This window comes from Siminovitchia thermophila (assembly GCF_016909185.1).
In the GTDB taxonomy this organism is placed as follows: domain Bacteria; phylum Bacillota; class Bacilli; order Bacillales; family Bacillaceae_C; genus Siminovitchia; species Siminovitchia thermophila.
Genome location: NZ_JAFBFH010000015.1, coordinates 1 through 18,446, shown reverse-complemented (window position 1 = coordinate 18,446; position 18,446 = coordinate 1). Strand labels below are relative to the sequence as shown.

21 protein-coding genes are annotated in these 18,446 nt (G+C 42.7%); 6 read left to right on the top strand and 15 right to left on the bottom strand.

Annotation, left to right across the window (positions count from 1 at the left end; translation table 11 throughout):
• Positions 1 to 10: 10 nt before the first annotated feature.
• The 3 genes from JOC94_RS11680 to JOC94_RS11670 form a co-directional block, all read right to left on the bottom strand.
• Positions 11 to 1,141, bottom strand: a complete 1,131-nt coding sequence (locus JOC94_RS11680; RefSeq protein WP_077113843.1) for an LLM class flavin-dependent oxidoreductase — start codon at positions 1,139 to 1,141, stop codon at positions 11 to 13.
• A 119-nt stretch (positions 1,142 to 1,260) separates the two neighbouring features.
• Positions 1,261 to 1,812, bottom strand: coding sequence for an NADPH-dependent FMN reductase (locus JOC94_RS11675; RefSeq protein WP_205179404.1), 552 nt, complete (start codon positions 1,810 to 1,812; stop codon positions 1,261 to 1,263).
• Between the two features lie 456 nt (positions 1,813 to 2,268).
• The gene (locus tag JOC94_RS11670) at positions 2,269 to 2,418 is read right to left on the bottom strand and encodes a hypothetical protein (RefSeq protein ID WP_171974032.1); all 150 of its coding nucleotides are present in this window, start codon (positions 2,416 to 2,418) and stop codon (positions 2,269 to 2,271) included.
• 149 nt (positions 2,419 to 2,567) lie between these two features.
• Between JOC94_RS11670 and JOC94_RS11665 the strand changes: the two genes are divergently transcribed.
• Positions 2,568 to 3,233, top strand: coding sequence for a DUF4097 family beta strand repeat-containing protein (locus tag JOC94_RS11665; RefSeq protein WP_083717721.1), 666 nt, complete (start codon positions 2,568 to 2,570; stop codon positions 3,231 to 3,233).
• A 223-nt stretch (positions 3,234 to 3,456) separates the two neighbouring features.
• On the opposite strand, the gene opuFB is transcribed toward JOC94_RS11665, so the two are convergent.
• From opuFB to JOC94_RS11640, 5 genes are all read right to left on the bottom strand, one after another.
• Entirely contained in the window at positions 3,457 to 4,965 is a 1,509-nt protein-coding gene (opuFB, locus tag JOC94_RS11660) for an osmoprotectant update ABC transporter permease/substrate-binding subunit OpuFB (protein WP_077113845.1), read from the bottom strand.
• Positions 4,958 to 5,908 carry an ABC transporter ATP-binding protein gene (locus tag JOC94_RS11655; RefSeq protein WP_077113846.1) on the bottom strand — a complete coding sequence of 317 codons (951 nt, stop codon included), beginning with the start codon at positions 5,906 to 5,908 and terminating at the stop codon, positions 4,958 to 4,960. Before JOC94_RS11655 ends, opuFB begins: the two co-directional genes overlap by 8 nt.
• A gap of 70 nt (positions 5,909 to 5,978) precedes the next feature.
• Positions 5,979 to 6,530 carry a DUF4825 domain-containing protein gene (locus tag JOC94_RS11650; protein WP_077113847.1) on the bottom strand — a complete coding sequence of 184 codons (552 nt, stop codon included), beginning with the start codon at positions 6,528 to 6,530 and terminating at the stop codon, positions 5,979 to 5,981.
• Positions 6,523 to 7,194, bottom strand: coding sequence for a hypothetical protein (locus JOC94_RS11645; RefSeq protein ID WP_077113848.1), 672 nt, complete (start codon positions 7,192 to 7,194; stop codon positions 6,523 to 6,525). Before JOC94_RS11645 ends, JOC94_RS11650 begins: the two co-directional genes overlap by 8 nt.
• A complete protein-coding gene (locus JOC94_RS11640; protein WP_077113849.1) occupies positions 7,187 to 7,543 on the bottom strand; it encodes a PadR family transcriptional regulator in 357 nt (118 codons plus the stop codon). The genes JOC94_RS11645 and JOC94_RS11640 overlap by 8 nt, the downstream gene beginning before the upstream one ends.
• A gap of 123 nt (positions 7,544 to 7,666) precedes the next feature.
• On the opposite strand from JOC94_RS11640, the gene JOC94_RS11635 reads away from it, so the two are divergent.
• Positions 7,667 to 8,452 carry a TIGR00266 family protein gene (locus JOC94_RS11635; RefSeq protein WP_077113850.1) on the top strand — a complete coding sequence of 262 codons (786 nt, stop codon included), beginning with the start codon at positions 7,667 to 7,669 and terminating at the stop codon, positions 8,450 to 8,452.
• Positions 8,453 to 8,828: 376 nt separating this feature from the next.
• Here JOC94_RS11635 and JOC94_RS23545 read toward each other — a convergent pair whose 3' ends face one another.
• On the bottom strand, positions 8,829 to 8,909 hold the full coding sequence (locus tag JOC94_RS23545) for a putative holin-like toxin (protein WP_408021918.1): 81 nt from the start codon (positions 8,907 to 8,909) through the stop codon (positions 8,829 to 8,831).
• A 139-nt stretch (positions 8,910 to 9,048) separates the two neighbouring features.
• On the opposite strand from JOC94_RS23545, the gene JOC94_RS11630 reads away from it, so the two are divergent.
• Positions 9,049 to 9,609, top strand: a complete 561-nt coding sequence (locus JOC94_RS11630; RefSeq protein WP_321189700.1) for a short-chain dehydrogenase — start codon at positions 9,049 to 9,051, stop codon at positions 9,607 to 9,609.
• A 45-nt stretch (positions 9,610 to 9,654) separates the two neighbouring features.
• Here JOC94_RS11630 and JOC94_RS11625 read toward each other — a convergent pair whose 3' ends face one another.
• Complete coding sequence (locus tag JOC94_RS11625; protein ID WP_077113852.1) at positions 9,655 to 10,098, bottom strand: GNAT family N-acetyltransferase; 444 nt, start codon at positions 10,096 to 10,098, stop codon at positions 9,655 to 9,657.
• 118 nt (positions 10,099 to 10,216) lie between these two features.
• Here JOC94_RS11625 and pdxR point away from each other — a divergent pair, with 118 nt between their 5' ends.
• Positions 10,217 to 11,629, top strand: a complete 1,413-nt coding sequence (gene pdxR, locus JOC94_RS11620) for a MocR-like pyridoxine biosynthesis transcription factor PdxR (RefSeq protein WP_077113853.1) — start codon at positions 10,217 to 10,219, stop codon at positions 11,627 to 11,629.
• Here the strand turns inward: pdxR and JOC94_RS11615 are convergent.
• Positions 11,620 to 11,940 carry a hypothetical protein gene (locus tag JOC94_RS11615; protein ID WP_077113854.1) on the bottom strand — a complete coding sequence of 107 codons (321 nt, stop codon included), beginning with the start codon at positions 11,938 to 11,940 and terminating at the stop codon, positions 11,620 to 11,622. The genes pdxR and JOC94_RS11615 overlap by 10 nt on opposite strands.
• Before the next feature lie 137 nt (positions 11,941 to 12,077).
• Here JOC94_RS11615 and JOC94_RS11610 point away from each other — a divergent pair, with 137 nt between their 5' ends.
• Positions 12,078 to 12,818, top strand: a complete 741-nt coding sequence (locus JOC94_RS11610) for a MerR family transcriptional regulator (RefSeq protein WP_077113855.1) — start codon at positions 12,078 to 12,080, stop codon at positions 12,816 to 12,818.
• A 327-nt stretch (positions 12,819 to 13,145) separates the two neighbouring features.
• Here JOC94_RS11610 and JOC94_RS11605 read toward each other — a convergent pair whose 3' ends face one another.
• The 4 genes from JOC94_RS11605 to JOC94_RS11590 form a co-directional block, all read right to left on the bottom strand.
• Entirely contained in the window at positions 13,146 to 13,712 is a 567-nt protein-coding gene (locus JOC94_RS11605) for a class D sortase (RefSeq protein WP_077113856.1), read from the bottom strand.
• Positions 13,713 to 14,297: 585 nt separating this feature from the next.
• Positions 14,298 to 15,548, bottom strand: a complete 1,251-nt coding sequence (locus JOC94_RS11600) for an ABC transporter permease (RefSeq protein WP_077113857.1) — start codon at positions 15,546 to 15,548, stop codon at positions 14,298 to 14,300.
• Entirely contained in the window at positions 15,541 to 16,482 is a 942-nt protein-coding gene (locus tag JOC94_RS11595; RefSeq protein ID WP_077113858.1) for an ABC transporter ATP-binding protein, read from the bottom strand. Before JOC94_RS11595 ends, JOC94_RS11600 begins: the two co-directional genes overlap by 8 nt.
• A gap of 256 nt (positions 16,483 to 16,738) precedes the next feature.
• Complete coding sequence (locus JOC94_RS11590) at positions 16,739 to 17,053, bottom strand: cupin domain-containing protein (protein ID WP_077113859.1); 315 nt, start codon at positions 17,051 to 17,053, stop codon at positions 16,739 to 16,741.
• A gap of 411 nt (positions 17,054 to 17,464) precedes the next feature.
• Between JOC94_RS11590 and JOC94_RS11585 the strand changes: the two genes are divergently transcribed.
• On the top strand, positions 17,465 to 18,322 hold the full coding sequence (locus JOC94_RS11585) for a nuclease-related domain-containing protein (RefSeq protein ID WP_236017073.1): 858 nt from the start codon (positions 17,465 to 17,467) through the stop codon (positions 18,320 to 18,322).
• Positions 18,323 to 18,446 lie beyond the last annotated feature (124 nt).

Sequence of the window (18,446 nt, the reverse complement as noted above, 5' to 3'; positions counted from 1 at the left end):
TCATTTAAAATTAATATCGCAACCCGGCTTGTTTCATCAATGGTAAAATGTGATCGCCAAAGAATTTCAAATCTTCGTGGTAGTCCAAGAAGCCGAGCAACATGCCATCAACACCGGCCTCTGAAATTTTTACGAGTTGATCAACAACTTGTTCCGGAGTTCCGATTAATGGATATCCGCCATAGCCAGTAATGAACCTTTCTTGCATAGCCTTAATTTGTTCGAATGACCCACTTTCCGAACCTAATCCTTTGGAAACACTTTCCGCTACACCCCAGTCACCCATGTCGAGGATTTGGTTATAAAGTTCTTGCGTTTCCTTTTCTGTTTCACGGCTAATGATATTTCCATAACTTAAAATTCCCAAATTCTTGCCATGATTACGGGCAATACCGCGAACACGCGCCGCCGTTTCTTTTGCCTCCGCGGCTGTCGCAAAAGCAATAAAGTTAAAATCACACTCTTTGGCACAAAACTCTAGTCCCGCAGGTGAGTTCCCCGCATTAACAAGTACGGGATATGGTTCTTGAATTGGCTTTGGCTCTGCTTCCAGCCGTTTTAAGTCGAAGTATTTCCCTTTATAATCAAACTCCCCGTCTACCGTCCAAAGTTTTTTCATAATCTCTGTCCATTCAGAGCCATATGCATAACGCTCATCATGTTCCCGTTGTGTTACACCGAACATCCCCATCTCAGCAGCGTACCAGCCCATGGTTAAGTTCAACCCAAATCTGCCGCCTGAAATATGATCCACAGTAACTGATTCTTTTGCTGCAACAACAGGGTGTTTGGCAGGTACGTGAATGGTAGAGAACACCATTATTTTTTCTGTCGCTTGTGCCAATCCGGCAGCCCATGTGTGAGTTTCGTAGTTTTCACCGTTAAAATTACTCTCTCCGCCCATCCCTTTGTAGCGCGCAATCGGTACCATTGCTTCGAATCCAAGATCTTCCGCCTGTTTTGCAATTTTGACGGTATGATCCCACGTCACTTCATATGTGGAGGGAGCAAGCGAAGCCATGACACCATAACTGCAGTTACTGCCAAATACGCCAAGCTTCATTTTCTGATCATTAAAAAGCGGTACCCCACTAGCAAGGCGTGCTTCATATAACTCATCGGAAGTTAATACTTTTCTCATTATTGACCACCTCATCATTTATCATTGTTTATTCCGTCTCGGGGTATTTTTTATGTTATTGAAACTCCCCGGGACAAACTACCCATAAAACGAAACGTAACAATACAGATAGCGAAACGTCAACGCCCATGAACTTCAGAAAGCGGAGGCGGTCCCAATATTTTGCCTCCGAGGCTTTTTGACAGGATCAATGTACTGTCCACAAGCTGTACAATTTGACTCATAACATTTGCAGGAATGCCATCATTGAGAGTCGGAGCAGTGATATAGCAAGTTGCCGGTACATAAAGTGCGCCGAACCACGTGAGAATATCAGTGATATGCCGCTCCACGCCCAAATAATGCTCAGCTGCATTGCCCACAACATATAATCCGACCGGCTTAGAACGAAGGGCCTGAACAGAAAGAAGATCCAATAGCTCCTTGAGAATCGCGGGTATGGACCCCCGAAACACCGGAGAAGCAATTAAAATGGCATCCGCTTCCTCTATTAAACGGAGGGAATCTTCCTTCCAGAAAAAAAACTTTCCACTTTCATCCAATGAAGGACTTATCCGTTTCACTTGTGCGCCTTGTCCAACTGCGTACTTTTCAGCTACATTCAAAACAGATGCCAAGCGCCCTGGAGGGGTGGGACTTCCATAAATGGTTACAAGTTTTATATGATTCATTAGAGAACCTCCTGACATATCATTGATGGAACGAGCTATTAACCCAACAAACCAAAACCTCCTCACCATTCCGGGTCTCACAGATACCCCTAAGGAACATATCGTTACCCGAGTAATTTACATCTTATGTAAAAACAGTTTAAGCAAACTACACCTACAACGCAGGAGCACTATACAAAATCCGCAAAGTCCCCATCATGAGCAGGCGCATAATGAACTCATGCCGTCCTTTCCATAAACACCCATATTGAATTTCAGAAAAGATGCAAGCTACAACAGGCATCCTTGGGATCATTCTGAACTCTCGTGTAAAACAAAAATAACCTCCTCATTGGTTAATGCGAGGAGGAGACTTTTCCACATTTTTCAAAAACATGAAATATTGTAATGATGCCTTCAACATATTCCTGACTACCTTGTCATTGATGATGGATCTATTACCAACTTATTGAATCCTTATTCACTTTTCTGATTGAAGAAAAGTGTTTTTAATAAGTAACCAATTCCCAGGCCAATCAAAACTCCGGGAATTGCATGATCAAAAGACAAGCCAATACCAGCACCTATAATGACACATGCATAAATCAGGATATCTTCTTTTTTCACAATGAAAACCTCCAGTTAAGAGATTGAACAGCTAGTATAAGTATACAAAATGACGCGAGGTCGCTTTCAACTATGACAAATTGTTTGTTTGAAATGGTTGAGAAGGACCTTACGTCATCTCTTATACTAGTTGGAAAGGAGGGTTCAGGATGATGAAATCAATTTTATTTCCCATTTTCATAATGATATTTATGATTTCTGGCTGTGCAAACACCGAGAAGGACACTCAAGTTCAAAAAGCTCCTATAGATGAAATTGATCAGATTTATATAGATTTTGGAAGTACGGATATGAAATTTTTTTCTAGTAATACCCAAGAGCTTGAAGCTCGAATCACTTTATACGATAATGGCCCGGGAGTGACTTTGGATCATACTGGCAACAAATTATTCGTTGACGTAGAAAGGGATATGACACGTCTTTTCAAAATTGGAAAGAAGCCGAAGTTTGAAGTGTATATTCCGAATGATTATAAAGGACTCGTCATACTAGATGGTTCATCCGGAAATGTTTCAGGTGAAAAATTGCAAATAAATGACTTAGAAATAAAAGCAAGCAGTGGGAATGTTCAGCTTGATTTTCTGCAATTCCATAGTGATACGAATATCGTTACAACTAGCGGTCATATAGAAGTGGAATTCAATGATCAAAATCCCGACCTGGACTTAGACCTAAAGACGAATAGTGGAAGACAATCGGTTGATATTTCATTGAACAAACATGAACAAACCAAAAAAGGACTAGTTGGTATTTCAGGTAATGGAAAATATAAAATGAATTTAGAAACTGCTTCAGGAAATATCACCTTAAAATAAAGTGGAAAAATGATAGATAAGCTTTTTCCGAAACCGATCGTGCAGGAAATTATGACTTCCCCGTCATTTACTGTTTCAAAGGCGCATAAATAACATGCGCCTCAGCGATATGAATGTCATAAAAGCTGACAAAAAGAACCTCCTTGCAGGTGATTAGCAAGGAGGAGTGATATTGAATACATTTATCTACCTTCATGAAAAAGACCAATCAGCATATCGTTCATTATAGTCCCACTCGTTCTAAATAATCTTTGGCAACCTCCGCGGGAGGCTTTCCTTTCACATTCACTTCATAGTTCATTTTTCGCATTTCGTCATCTGTTATTTTTCCGGCCAACTCGTTAAGCGATTCTATGATTTCCGGATATTTCTCAGCTGTTTCTTTCCTCATAAGCGGCGCCCCTTGATACGGCGGGAATAGATGTTGGTCATCCTCCAGCACTACGAGCTGATACTGCTCGATTTCACTGTCTGTCGAGTAGGCATCAACAAGGTTAATATCACCTGTTTGCACAGCATTGTAGCGAAGTTTTGGCTCCATTGTCGTTAAGTTGGAAAAAGTGAGGCCGTATCGTTTCTGAATGCCTTTATATCCGTCCTCCCGATCGGAAAACTCAAGGGTGAAACCAGCCTTTACTTCGTCCGCGACTGCCTGCAAATCTGATATTTTATCCAGTTGGTGCTGATCGGCAAAAGGCTTTGACACCGCTAGCGCGTATGTATTGTTGTAGGCCATAGGTTTCAGCAACACAAGATCATGCTCATCAAGACCCTTCCTTGCCTGCTCATATACTTCTTGGCTGTCAGTACTTGCGGCTGTTTCTTTTAGAAGCTCGGAGATGGCTGTCCCGGTGAATTCCGGATAAATGTCGATACTTTCATTTTGCAACGCATTAAATAAAAACGATGTTTTTCCAAGGCCCGGCTTTAGTTCTACTTGCAAATCGGTATTTTTTTCGATGAGCTGTTTGTACATGTTGATTAATATTTCCGGCTCCGCGCCGAGCTTTCCCGCTATCACAATTTGATCTTTTTTCCCGCCGGCAATCCATGGTGCGGCAAGTGTCATAATGGCGATCGCCGTAATCAATCCGACGGCGGCAACAGATTTTTTAAAAGAAAGTTGCTCAAACCTGCGGAGAAGTACATCGAACAATATGGCCAATAAGGCTGCCGGAACAGCACCAAGCACAATTAGAGAAGTGTTGTTACGGTCAATTCCAAGCAAAATGATATCTCCCAAGCCCCCGGCGCCGATCAGGGCGGCAAGCGTAGCCGTTCCTACGATGAGCACCATCGCTGTCCGTATTCCCGCCATCATAACCGGTGTTGCAAGCGGAATTTCTACCTTGAGCAAAAGCTGGCGTTCATTCATCCCCATCGCACGGGCCGCTTCAATAAGTGATGGATCCACTTCCTTAATCCCGGTATACGTATTTCGCAAAATGGGAAGCAGCGCATAAGCGACAAGCGCAATGATGGCAGGAACTTTCCCAATACCGAAAAGAGGAATTAAAAGCCCAAGCAATGCAAGTGATGGGATCGTCTGTAAAACAGCAGTCACCCCAATGATTCCTTCCGCGGCTTTCTTTTTCCTTGTCAAAAAGATGCCGATCGGAATGGCGATAAACACTGCAAAAAAGATGGCAATAAACGATAATTCTATATGCTGTACCAAAGCAGTCAACAAGTCTTCCCGACGATTGGAAAATACGTTAAGAAAGTCACCCATGGACGCCGCCCCTTTCAGCCAGGAAACGAATGACGGCCTTCCGGTCAATCTGCCCTATGATTGTACCGTTTCTTTCTACTGAAAGCTGATCGTGACAGGCCAATTTTGACAAAGTTTCCTGGAGAGAAGCCGAAACAGAAACAGGTGAACCTGACAAGCTTCTTTCTTCGGACAACGTTGGTGTCATCAATCGCTCAAGCTGAAACGCATCCTCAGCAGATCCATGCACTCCGACGAAGTCACGCACAAAATCGCTAGCGGGATTTTGAACAATGTCCTCGGGTTTCCCCACTTGGACTACCGCTCCATCCTTCATCATACAGACGCGGTCAGCGATTTTAAGTGCTTCCTTCATGTCATGCGTAACAAAAACAATCGTTTTTTTGATTGTTTTTTGCAAATAAAGAATGTCATCCTGGAGTTTTTCCCGGCTGATTGGATCAAGCGCGCTGAATGGTTCGTCCATTAAAATAATACCGGGATCGGCTGCCATGGCACGAGCCACACCAATCCGTTGCTGCTGACCTCCTGACAGTTCTTTCGGTTTTCTGTCCCGATAAACCTTCGGTTCCAGCCCCACCATTTCCAACAATTCATCCACACGTTTTTGAACCTCGGCTTTCCCACATTTTTTTAATTCGGGTACAACCGCGATATTCTCCCCAACTGTCATATGGGGAAATAGGGCGATTTGCTGCAAAACATACCCGATATTCCAGCGTAATTCATGGATGTTGTAGTCATAAATATTCTTGCCATTGATGGAAATGGAACCGTGCGACACTTCAATCAAACGATTGATCATTTTCAACGTAGTCGTTTTTCCACAGCCGCTCGGGCCAATCAATACAAAGAACTCCCCTGTATGAATGTGTAAATTCAATGCATCTACTGCTTTACGATTTTCTGAATAAAGCTTTGAGACATTTTCAAATATGATCATTTTTGGCCCCTTTTTTTAAAATGATAGGGTTATTGTCGCAAGGATTGTGGGAGAGCGCAAATGAAAGGCACTAATAAAACAGCGAAAAGCGTTTCCTTACATAACTTATATTCGCCAACGGATCCCGAACCTCTTTGTTCCATTTGTCTTTGTCCTTCAGTAATTCCTCCAACTCTCCGTAATGCTCTTCAACCGTCTTTCTGTCTATTGAAAAAGCTTGATCATGAAAGCGGTATGTAACTTTTTCCAAGTTGCCGAGCAGCGCGAATGCCGCGGTTGAATTGTAGATGAGGCTTTTCTGAACTTTTTCCGCTCCAATATTTTCCACTGTGCTGCCATAATGTATGATTGCTTCCAATTCATCCGAGTTTAACTCAAAATCTTTGACTTCTTTACTGAGCGGCAAATGAAGAAACAATTGAGATGTATTGGAGGCGTTCCCCATATAATCATTTTTCCATCTGAGAATATAGTCCAAGTCATGGGTGAGCGGATGTTGCTGTTCCTTCTCGTATTGTTCTTTGGCCGCATCTTGTTTCGGAATAATGAAGAATTGCACGATGCCGAACAGTAGCAACCCCGCCCCAAATAATATGAGAATCCATGTCCTAAGTTTATTCATCTTCCACCCTCACTTTCGAAGAAAAAACCAATTTTACCCATGTACGGAAAGTGAGTGGAACAATGATTGAAAAAAGCGGAAGCACAAATTGGGAAATCAACAGACCAAACTGATAAGGACCGTCAATAGCCGCCGCTCTTAAAAACCAAATATTACTGCCAAATTCTACAGCCGCCATATACCCTGATATTACGCATACATACAGTCCCCACAACATCCAAATGATCTTTTCAACTTTCCGCATTGCCTTTACATTGATTTGGCCCACCTTTGGTTGATGTTGCTTTTTTGCGAAAAACATATAAACGGCTCCCATAGCAAGGCAGATGAGAAACAGGAAAGCATGTGCTACGGACCCCATATGGATCATTACCATCGGAATGGTTGCTATCCAGGCAATCGTAAGATATAAAAAGGCCCATTGAAATGCCTGAAAGCAAAATCTGTTCAAGTGAACAGAAACATTTCCGTCTATGAGGTTATCCACACTTTCGATACTATTTTTAGCTGCTTGAATCGCTTCTTTTTCATCCCAACCCCGTTGCTGCATATGGACCGCCTTATCCTTTAAGTTTCCCAACATTTCCTCTTTTAAATCGGATACGGATGGCCCGTTTTTATATGTACTGAATGGAAAATCCACATACTCTTTTAATTCATTCACGAACTTCTCCCCTCCTTGTGATGAGCAAATCTATCACTTCTTTTGCCTCGCTCCACTCATTAACAGCTTGCACATAGGCTTGCTTTCCTAAATTGGTCATATGATAATATTTCCGCCTTCCGCCCTGGCTCTTATTTCCCCAATAGGCATCAATCATTTTTTGTTTTTCCAGTCTCTTTAAGCTCGTATAAAGCGAAGGCTCTTTTAATTCGAATTTGCCGCCGCTTTTTTCGAAAATTGTTTTGATCATTTCATATCCATAGCTGTCGCCTTCCCATAAAATGTTCAGAATCATCGTGTCGATATGTCCGCGAATGAGATCGCCTTTGATCGGAATGTTATTCCCCATTTACATCCTCCTTAGGGTGGATTGTAGCACATAGTACTATGTAAAGCGAAGTAATATTTTAAAACAAGTTGAAACCAAATTATTCGTTCAATCGTACTAAATTCAAAAGGATGGTGTACATACATGAACAACCATGAAATTGATTACAAAATATACGGAGATGACATGCAATTTGTAGAAGTTGAACTGGATCCAGGAGAAACAGTCATAGCAGAGGCCGGAAGTCTCATGATGATGGATGATGGGATTGACATGGAAACCGTTTTTGGAGACGGGTCGAATCAAAGTGGCGGCCTTATGGGAAAATTGATCGGCGCCGGAAAACGGGTGCTTACGGGAGAAAGTCTGTTTATGACGACGTTTACGAACAGTAGAAGCGGTAAAAAGCACGTTTCTTTCGCTTCTCCGTATCCGGGGAAAATCATTCCGATGGACTTAAGTGAGCACGGAGGAAAAATGATTTGCCAAAAGGATGCTTTTTTAGCCGCCGCAAAAGGAGTAGCGGTCGGGATTGAATTTCAAAGAAAAATTGGGACAGGGTTTTTTGGTGGTGAAGGATTCATCATGCAGAAACTGGAAGGAGACGGAATGGCGTTCGTCCATGCCGGAGGCACGATTCATCAAAAAACGTTGGAGCCGGGTGAAGTGCTTCGCATTGATACAGGCTGTCTTGTGGCCATGACGAGCGGAATCGATTATAATGTGGAATTTGTCCGCGGAATCAAAACAGCCTTGTTTGGCGGAGAGGGGCTCTTTTTCGCCACATTGCGCGGTCCGGGTACCGTATGGATTCAATCTTTGCCGTTCAGCAGGCTGGCGAGCCGTGTGTTTGCCGCAATGCCGGCAAAAGGCGGTTCCAGTGATGAAGGTGGAATCGGCGGACTGTTTAATTTATTTAATGATAAATAAAACGGGGATCAGTGTTATGTAACAAATCGGGATTTTTCCATCTAAACTTTTAGGGTGGAAAAAATGCGAGATAAAAAGGAGCCGAGCGCAAGTTATCTTTCGTTCTGGCCGCCTTTCCGAGTGGACACTATTCTTAATCCACTCATGATTACTTCTTCGTTTGACATATTAAGAAAAAAGTCCCAAATAATTGGGCTTTCAAGTCAATGAGGTATTTTCACAACTGAAATATTGGGGTATAATGAGAGAAGAAAACAAATATATATAAATCGTTCCGGTGCTGCGAACACCGAAACGATTAGCGCAATAGCACGGTCCCTTGGGGATCGGCGCAGTTATGTCAAAGCCGCCGGAGAGGGCCATCTCAAGGGCGGCTTTAGTCTTTTTTTATTGACAAAATCGCCACAACCAACACCGCAAACGCAATCATTGTTGATATGGATTCATATATTGTCATATTGGCACCACCTCCCCTCATAAACACTGAGAAGCGTGTGCCGACCGCCCTTGAGAAACCTGTACTATTGTATATTTATTATAACATTTTTTTCCGGGATGGGAACATATGTTTTTATTTCTGGGAATATTTTTTGGAGGTGATTCCATTGAAACATGCTTTGGTTGTTGGCGGGACAGGCATGCTGGCGGGGGTTTCTCTTTGGCTGGCAGAAAAGCGTTATCATGTCTCGGTGATTGCCCGAAACGAGAATCGAATGAATACACTCATATCCAGAGCGTCATCGCCTTTTTCGATCACCCCTTTATTCATTGATTACTCGGATGAAAATCGACTGCGAAAAGAAATGCAACGTACGATCAAACAAAACGGGCCACCGCAACTTATCATCGCCTGGATTCACTCAACAGGAAGAAACGCTTTGGGTATCATTGCTGAAGAAGCTTCAAAAGCGGGCGGGAAAAACGGGAAGCTGTATCATGTCATCAGCAGCAGCACAAATTTGGAAGAAGCGGTCAAGAGTGTAGAAATTCCCGTTGGCTGCCTATACCGGCAAATCCAGCTGGGCTTTGTCATCGAAAATGGCGATTCCAGATGGTTGACACATGAGGAGATTGCAAGCGGTGTCATTGAAGCCATTTGTCATGACAAGCTCCTTCACATCGTGGGCACGGTTGAACCTTGGGACCGAAGACCATGATAAAAAGCCTGTCGTTGTCCTTAAAAACCGACAGGCTTGAATATATTAAATCGTGTAATTGATCCAGTCGCCACGTACACCGCCCATTTTTTCATAAAAGCGCTTAGCACGATCATTATCAGTAGCTGTTATCCAAGACATATGGACATAACCATTGCTTTTCGAATAATGTTCACATGCTTTGAATAACTTTTGCGCGACACCCTCGCCCCTGGCTTTCTCGACGACATAAAGGTCATTCATAACCGTGATTCGATCTGCCTTCGTTGTACTGTATGTAAAATACAATGTTGCAAATCCAAGCAATTCTCCCTCGCTATCAGCCACAAACTGAATCCCTTCTTCTTTTTGAAGCAATAAGTCAAAAATATGGTCCACTTTTTTGACAGGCGGCTTTTCCCTTTTATAAAAGTCCACAATATACTCATACATCAATACATTCATTTGCTCTCTGTCCTTTTGTTCTGCCGGCCTCACTTCAATAGTCATGTAAAATCCCTCCCATATATATAAAAATTTAATCCTTTCGTTTATTATAAAGACAACTGACTACTAAAAAAGATACAGAATCATATCATTTGACCAGTACAGATGGGAGAGAATGAGCATGAATATCATCCCCAAATTGGACAAGCACCTAAAAAAGCCGTTATATATCCAGCTTTATCAATATTTTAAAGAAGAAATACGGTCGGGAAGAATCCCTTCGTTCAAACGCCTGCCATCGATTCGACAGCTTGCGGGCGATCTTCATATCAGCAAAACAACGATTCAATGGGCCTATCAACAGCTCCTCGCAGAAGGTTATATAGAAAGTAAAGAACGGAGCGGATTTTACGTTGTGGAAATGGAGAGCCAGCCCTTCGGGCACATATTCGGTTCATCAGAACAACCGATTCCTTCCCCTTCTGAAGAAACCGAGATTGTTTATGACTTTTATATGTCCCATATCGATGTTGATCATTTTCCTTTTCAAAAGTGGAAAACATCCCTCAATCAAACGATGCTTTCCGATCCGAAAGAACTCCTTTTTTATGGGGATCGTCAAGGGGAACTAGAACTTCGGATTGCCATCAGCAGTTACCTCCGCCAATCGCGGGCGGTAAATTGTTTGGCCGATCAACTTGTGCTTGGTGCCGGTACCCAAACGCTTGCCAGATTGTTATGCCATCTGATCGGACATGAAGAACAAAAAGTAGCCATGGAAGAACCGGGTTATGAAGGCGTGCGCCATGTGTTTCAACTGTTGGGTTTTCAAGTCATCCCGATACCTCTGGAAGAAGATGGGCTAAACGTGGATGAATTACACAAAAGCGGCGCAAAAGTTGTGTATATTACACCATCCCATCAGTTTCCGCTCGGCATGGTGATGCCGGTTGCCAAGCGGATGAAGCTGTTAAAATGGGCAGAGGAAAATGGTGGTTTAATTATTGAAGATGACTATGATGGCGAATTTCGCTACCATGGAAAACCGATTCCTTCATTGCAAGGTCTGGATGTAAACGGCAATGTCGTTTATGTGGGGACATTTTCCAAATCGCTGATGCCTGCCGTTCGAATGAGTTATGCCGTTTTGCCCGAACGGTTGCTGACCTTGTATCAGCACAGTTATCAAGGCTACGACCAAACTGTTTCCAGACTGCACCAAAAAACATTACAATTATTCATGGAAAGCGGGGAGTGGGAACGCCATCTTCGCAGAATGAAAAAAATTTACCAAAAAAAGCACGACATCCTGCTACAAACGATTCACCATGTGATGAACGGTTCCGTACACGTGACAGGCCAAAATGCCGGACTCCACGTTGTCATAAAAATAAACAGCGATAAAACGGCTGATGAATTAGTTCATATTGCTAAAACATCCGGTGTCCAAGTCTACAGCACAACGAATAATTGGGTGTATAAGCAAAAAGAAGAAACCCCACTTATTCTCCTTGGATTTGGCGGGTTGTCGATCGAGGAAATACAAGAAGGAATCGAACGGCTTCATGAAGCTTGGCTTCCTTTTTATAGATAAAGTGAAGCGGGGGTAACCAGAGCTATGGTGGCTGAGAACCTCCGTTCCCCCCCGAGCCTTAAGATCAGCTCAGGCAGCGTCATCCTCGAAAAAACAACCGCTGAACCGACGATGCGATGGTGCTTTTCCTGTTTTCTTCGCGAACCGACAATGCGATCAATGCTTTTCCTGCTGTCTTCGCGAACCGACAATGCGATCAATGCTTTTCCTGGTCCTGTCGCTTCACTTGGGTACCATACATCCTGTCCTGTACTGCGCAGGCCTCTGGTGTCGACATCCTTAAAAAACAACCGTTGCCGAAGTTTTTTCATGTCCTGTCGACCTGACGAGTCGGACTTTTACTGGCAGTTGATCCCCCACTTTTAAACTGGACACAATTTTTAAAAAAAGTATTGACTCTCACGTTGCGTGATCCTTTATATTCTGTTTGAAGGGAGGTTCTTTTGGAATGAAGGTAAAAGAAGTTGCAGAACTAGCGGGAATCAGCGTACGAACGCTTCATCACTACGATGCAATTGGTTTATTGGCGCCTTCTCAAAAAACGGCGGCCGGTTATCGGCTATATTCCGATGAAGATCTGGGGAAGCTTCAACAAATCTTGTTTTTTAAAGAACTCGGCTTTTCTTTGAAAAAAATAAAGGAAATCATCCATAGTCCTTCCTTCGACAAGTGCGAAGCCCTTCAACTTCAGAAAAAATGCTTGCTGGAAGAACGGGAGCGCCTTGACAAAATGATCGGTTTGATCGAAAAGACCATCAAACACGAACAAGGAGAGATTGAAATGTCCAATAAAGAGAAATTTGCAGGCTTTGACTTCAGGCAAAATCCATACGAACAAGAAGCACGCCGGCGATGGGGAGACGAAGCAATCGATCAATCCAATGCAAAATTGGCTGAAATATCCGAAGAGGAGCGAAAGCAAATGGGCGAGGAGATGAATGAAATTTACCGAAAGCTTGCGCACTTGAAAGACGGCTCGCCTGAATCAAAAGAGGCGCAGGCTGCGATCGCTGAATGGTTTACCTTTTTAAACAGGAGTGCGGGAAGTTATTCGCTGGAAGCGTTTAGGGGCTTGGGAGAAATGTATGTCGCCGATGCACGCTTCACAAAAAATATTGACCAATTTGGCGACGGACTGGCAAAATTCATGCGTGATGCCATGGCTGTCTATGCGGATCAAAATAAATAACCAGAACGCCTCAAATCAATTTTGAAATGCCCATTTATTTTTTAGGCGCCAGATTAGGCATGGACCCGCTATTGAATCGGGGCCCATGCCTTTTGGGTATTCCGAATTTGTGATACCACTGAGCACACAAACACCTGCATATTTGTAGTTCATTACTTTTAGCGATTAATCATTTTGAGTTTTAAACATGTTATCCAAAATATTCCTTCGTCTCACAATTCAATAAAAATAAGTGACATATTGTTTAATATGCCACCGTACATTTTTCCTTAGTGAATCCAGCTTTTTAATCTTTAACAAGGTTGTACAGCTTCTGGACAGGACCCATCATTTAACTGGATAAGCGTATGTCACAAACCGATCTGGCGCATCCCCTATGTAGCTAAATGGATAACAGGTCGTTACGACGAGCACCTCTTCCCCCATTTCTCGTATGACGGTCGTGTCATCTTCCGGAACGATTTCCGTTTCCCGGATTTCATACGTGTAGGAGCCGTATGGCATCGTCAAAACAAACCGATCTCCAATTTCTATTTCCCCAAACTTGCGAAAGACAGTATCACGATGCCCTGATAAAAGGATTTGTTCCCCTTGCCCAGGATAGACGGACTCGGATAAATGACCCACCCCTTTTTCCAAAGCGTCAGGGTCTGTCCCTTCAACTACCGGTAACGTTTTTCCCAGCTTAGGTATCTCCAATGTGGCAAAAGCTTCACCGTACTTCGCTTTAAAGTCTCTCAATGCTTGATCCGTATCTTTCGGGGAGTTTTGAATCCTCTCTTTTGCTTCAACCAAAGATTCCTTTTGTGACTGATTGTGCTGAAATAGTTGGTAACCAAAAACCGCCAACAGCACAACCCCTGCGATAAGCAGTAAATTTCCGATAACTTTCAAGTGGGAATCCCTCCTAAATGAAGGCTTGATATATTTTATTATAACTGATATATCAACGTAAAAGAAGAGACTGGGACACAACAAAATCAGCTGATTAAAAAAAGAACAATAAAGTGAAACTTCATTCAGTAGGAGTTTTCTTCCATCTCCTACTGAATGTTAGTTGAACGAATCGGGCATTTAGGTGCCGTTTGCTCCCACTCCTTTTGTATTAACTCAGGTCTTGAAGTGGGAGTCTTACGGCACCTTACATACGGTATAAGTTGTCCTAGTGTATAATACGCAAGCTTTTAGCGTAGTCAAAATATGTAGACTCCTGCGGGAATAGCTCGAGCTGAAGATCCCGCAGGAAAGCGATCTTTGCTTTCTGAGGAAGCTGAAGCCGTGCCCGCGGAAAGCGAAATATTTTGACGTAGCGATGATAGGGATTTTTTTAACACAAATAAACCGAACAATTTTAAATGGATTGTTCGGTTTTTGCTATTTCGTATTTGCTTATGTCCCAGTCTCTTCTGTCTTTTTATTCATAACCGAAAACTCTTCCTCTATTCAGCCATCAATAACAGGTATTTCCGCAGCAATTTTTTATGTTCGTATCCATTTCCAAATTTCTTTCGGTGTTGCATTTTTTCCGTACATTAAAATGCCAACTTTAAAAACTTTTCCCGCCAGCTTCATCATGAGCCAAATGCTGGCGGTAAGCACGATGAGAGCAAGGACAATTTCCATCCAGGGCCATGTTTCCAATAGTGATAACCGTATCAGCAAGACACCGGGTGCTGTAAACGGTATAAACGAACCGATCATAGCCATTGTTCCACTTGGATCGCTCAAAATGGGACCGATAAAAATGAGCGGCAAAAATGGCAGCATCATGACCATACCCTGAAAATTGCTAGTCGCCGTCATATCTTCAACCGTAGCCCCAATACCGACAAAAATGGCTGCGAATAGTAAGTAGCCCGCCACTGCGATAAATAACAAAAGCGGCAGTTCAGGTACGAGCAAATATTTAAAAAGAGGGATATCGATTTTCCAAATAACGAGCGGGATGGCAAAGGCAATCCACACAGTGACTTGTGTAATCCCCAACACAAAATAACCGATAATTTTTCCTTGCATTAAATCCCCTGGTGTTACTGAGGATAAGATGATTTCCGCGACCTTTTCCTTCTTCTCCTGAGAGGCTGAAGTAAAAATCATCATGCCGGTCATCACAATGGAAAACAAGATTACGCCGGAGAAGATGCCCGGTATAATTCGTTTAAGCGGATCGGCGTCCGCGCCACTTTCATTGGCTGGTGTCTTTTCAGCCGATATCTTTTCAGTGACCGGTTCTAATGTGATCCCTTGCGAGACAACCGTTTTTTGCTCCTCCGTCAAGTCAAGCTTTTCGATTTGCAGTTGGCGAAGAACATTTTCGATCACGGATACCTCGTATATAAACTCCTCATACACATGATCGTTTATGTAAACGGGAACATGCGCTTGAGCCATGGCTTGTTCTGTCAAAGGAAGGAACACGGCTTGTTCATCCGATTTCGCAATTTGCTTTCTGATCGTCTCTTCATCTTTTGCCGTTTTTATCAGGTGCCAATGGTTAAGTTCTTGCGCAGATGCCGCCTCCTTGATTTGAGTAAATACGTTCAATTCATCGTGTACGTATACTTTAACCGTATTTTCCGCCGCATCATCGCCATCATTATCGTTAAATAAGGAAGGAACAAAAAAGAAAAACGCAAATAAAAGTGGGGTCAATAACAAGGATATGACAAATGATTTGTTTTTCATATTTCTTTTAATTTCCCATTTAGCTACTTTCCAGCTGTTACGCACCGACTCCGCCTCCTTCTCCACTGCTTGACAAAGTATGATTATCGGTTGCAATATCAATAAAAATTTCATGGAGAGAGACTCGGTCAATGGACAGCTCTTGTATATGGAGCTCTTCGGGAAGATGTTTGATCCAGCCAGGGATATGTACATCTCGGGTTAAATACAAGACAGACACGTCCCCGTTTGTTTCAACGCGTTGTACGTCAGGAATTCTGCCAAGTCGTGCAGGTTCGTTATGGCCGCGGATCGTACATTTGAAATTGGCGTATTGATTTTTGACATCTTCAATCGGCCCGTATATGACTTTTCGCCCGCGGTGGATCATGAATAACCGATCACATACCTCTTCAACCATATTCATTTGGTGTGATGATAGGAGAATTGCCGTACCATTTCTTGCCTGCTCCTTAATTTCCTGTTTAAAAACTTCCTGGCTAACGGGATCAAGTCCAGAAAACGGCTCATCCAGTATAAGCAAGTCAGGCTCATGAATAATCGATCCGATGAACTGGACTTTTTGCCCCATCCCTTTGGACAACTCTTCAACAGGAACTTTTTCTTTACCTTGCAGCCCAAATTTTTCCAGATATTGCAAAGCCCGTTCCCTCGCTCTTTTCAGCGGATAATCTTTCAATTCTGCTAAATATAAAATCATGTCCATAACCTTCACATTTTTGTAAAGGCCACGTTCTTCAGGAAGGTAGCCGATCGTATGCCGGGGTATTTCTCCCGCTGGATAATCACGAAACTTGACCGTGCCCTCATCCGGATACATAATGCCCATTATGTTCCGGATCGTCGTAGATTTCCCCGCACCATTAGGGCCCAAAACCGCCATAATTTCACCTTTATGTACCTCAAAGGAAATATTTTGGATAACACGATTTTGCTTAAACGTTTTACCAAGGTTTTCTATTGCCAAGAGAGGTTCTATAGGTCATCACCCTTTCATACTCTCTAATACGAAAAGGGCGGAAAAAAGTTTCATACTAATTGATAACGGGATAAGCCCCTGTTCGTTGTTTTACATTGCTATTTTGATCATTTACTTGTTTCCCGTTATGAACAATCGAGTGAGATTTTACGTACTATTATAATTGTTTTGTAGTTGACAAGACTGATAATGGCATAAATAGGAGAATCCATTATCCTATAGGCGTTTTTGCTCCTATGTCCAGCACGGGGTATGCTTACTCCTTCGCGATAACAACATATACACTAAGAGGACCATTGCTCGTATTTTCGATCGACAGCATTTCTTGATCTTCACAGTGAATGACATCATGTGTTGTGATTGGGAAGCTTTTTTTGTCGATTGTACATGTACCTTCCCCTTGAATAACAGATAAAAATACGTTGGATTGGGGGTGAGGGTGGGGCGGAATAGACTGGCCGGGCAACAAGTTCAGCAAAAAGACCGTGCTTTTTCCTTTTTGAAAAAGGTTTTTCCGAGTAAATTTTTTTTCGTTAAATACCAATTCTGGTGCAATATTCTTTATCTCCATTCATGTTTCCTCCCGTTTTTTGATAGAGCTGCCCATCTATGACTGTCAAGAGCTCCACCTTTTTCTTTTATTATACTGAAAGTATTTATTTTTTCATGTAAGCCGTTACACTAATGAAGCCATATCCATTGTTCCGCAGGGCTGGCTTTTTTCGCCGTTGAAGCATCGGCGGCGTAAACTTCCCACGAAGAATAAGAATAAACTTTTACGAGTATTTAAACTGACAGATTTTTACTTTTGTAAAGCTCCTACTTCATGTGGTACGCGTTTTCTTATTATGGTACGATTCTGATAAGGACTAGCGAATGGAGATGGAAACCCATAATCGTCCAAAACAGGGAAGAACCGCTTTTATTGAAAGGCATTCGTTTTACCCTAAAGCGGTTGCATCCTGACCATGAGGTATATCCTTTGCTTGACACAAAAGCGGTTATCTTGAAAGCTGGCCTCTCTGGAGAAGAAAAGTTGGCCGAAGTTCTTAGAAACGAAACTTTTTCGTTTGCTCACCACATTATTCACGACCTCTCCTTGGAATCATGCAGCCTTTTTCAAATCGACTCTTTGTTTCTTACCCCCTATTATGCTGTTGTTTTTGAAGTGAAAAATATAAGTGGACGCTTGAAGTTCATTGAGAAGCCTCCTCAACTAATCCGAACACGTGAAACAGGCGAGGTAGATGGATTTGAAAGCCCTGCTGCACAAGTTGAACGCAACAGTGAACTGCTTGGCCTCTGGCTTAGCGATCGCGGAATTCAAATACCGCTTTACCGTGTTGTTGTTTTAGCATATCCAAAGCAAATTGTTGAAAAAGCCCCGACAAAGACGAGAGTGCTATTCCCCAGTTTAGTTCCCTCATTCCTGCGAAGTCTCCCCCGTGAGAAAACCATGCTTGATCAAAAAACTTTCAAATGGTTAACAGAATCTCTTTTGAGCAGCCGCATTCAACATATTCCTAGGCCCGTCTGCGAAATGTATAATATTTCCAGAAGCGCTATTCGTACCGGTGTAATCTGTGTTGACTGTGGAATGATTGGAATGGTTAAAATCAAAAGAAGTTGGCGCTGTGAAAAATGCGGACGTCGTGATCCTAAGGCGCACGAACAGGCGATCAGAGAATGGTTTTTATTAATCGGAAGAGAACTGACCAACAGGGATTGCCGCGATTTTCTGCATGTGGATTCAGATACGGCATACAGAATGATGAAGAGCATGGGCTTGACATCAAGAGGAACTTATAAAAATCGCTCATATAGAATGGACTTTACATAACACTTGTTGTTTTTCTCTATCCGCGGGTATTTTTCTCTATCCGCGGGTATTTTTCTCTATCCGCGGGTATTTTTCTCTATCCGCGGGTATTTTTCTCTATCCGCGGGTATTTTTCTCTATCCGC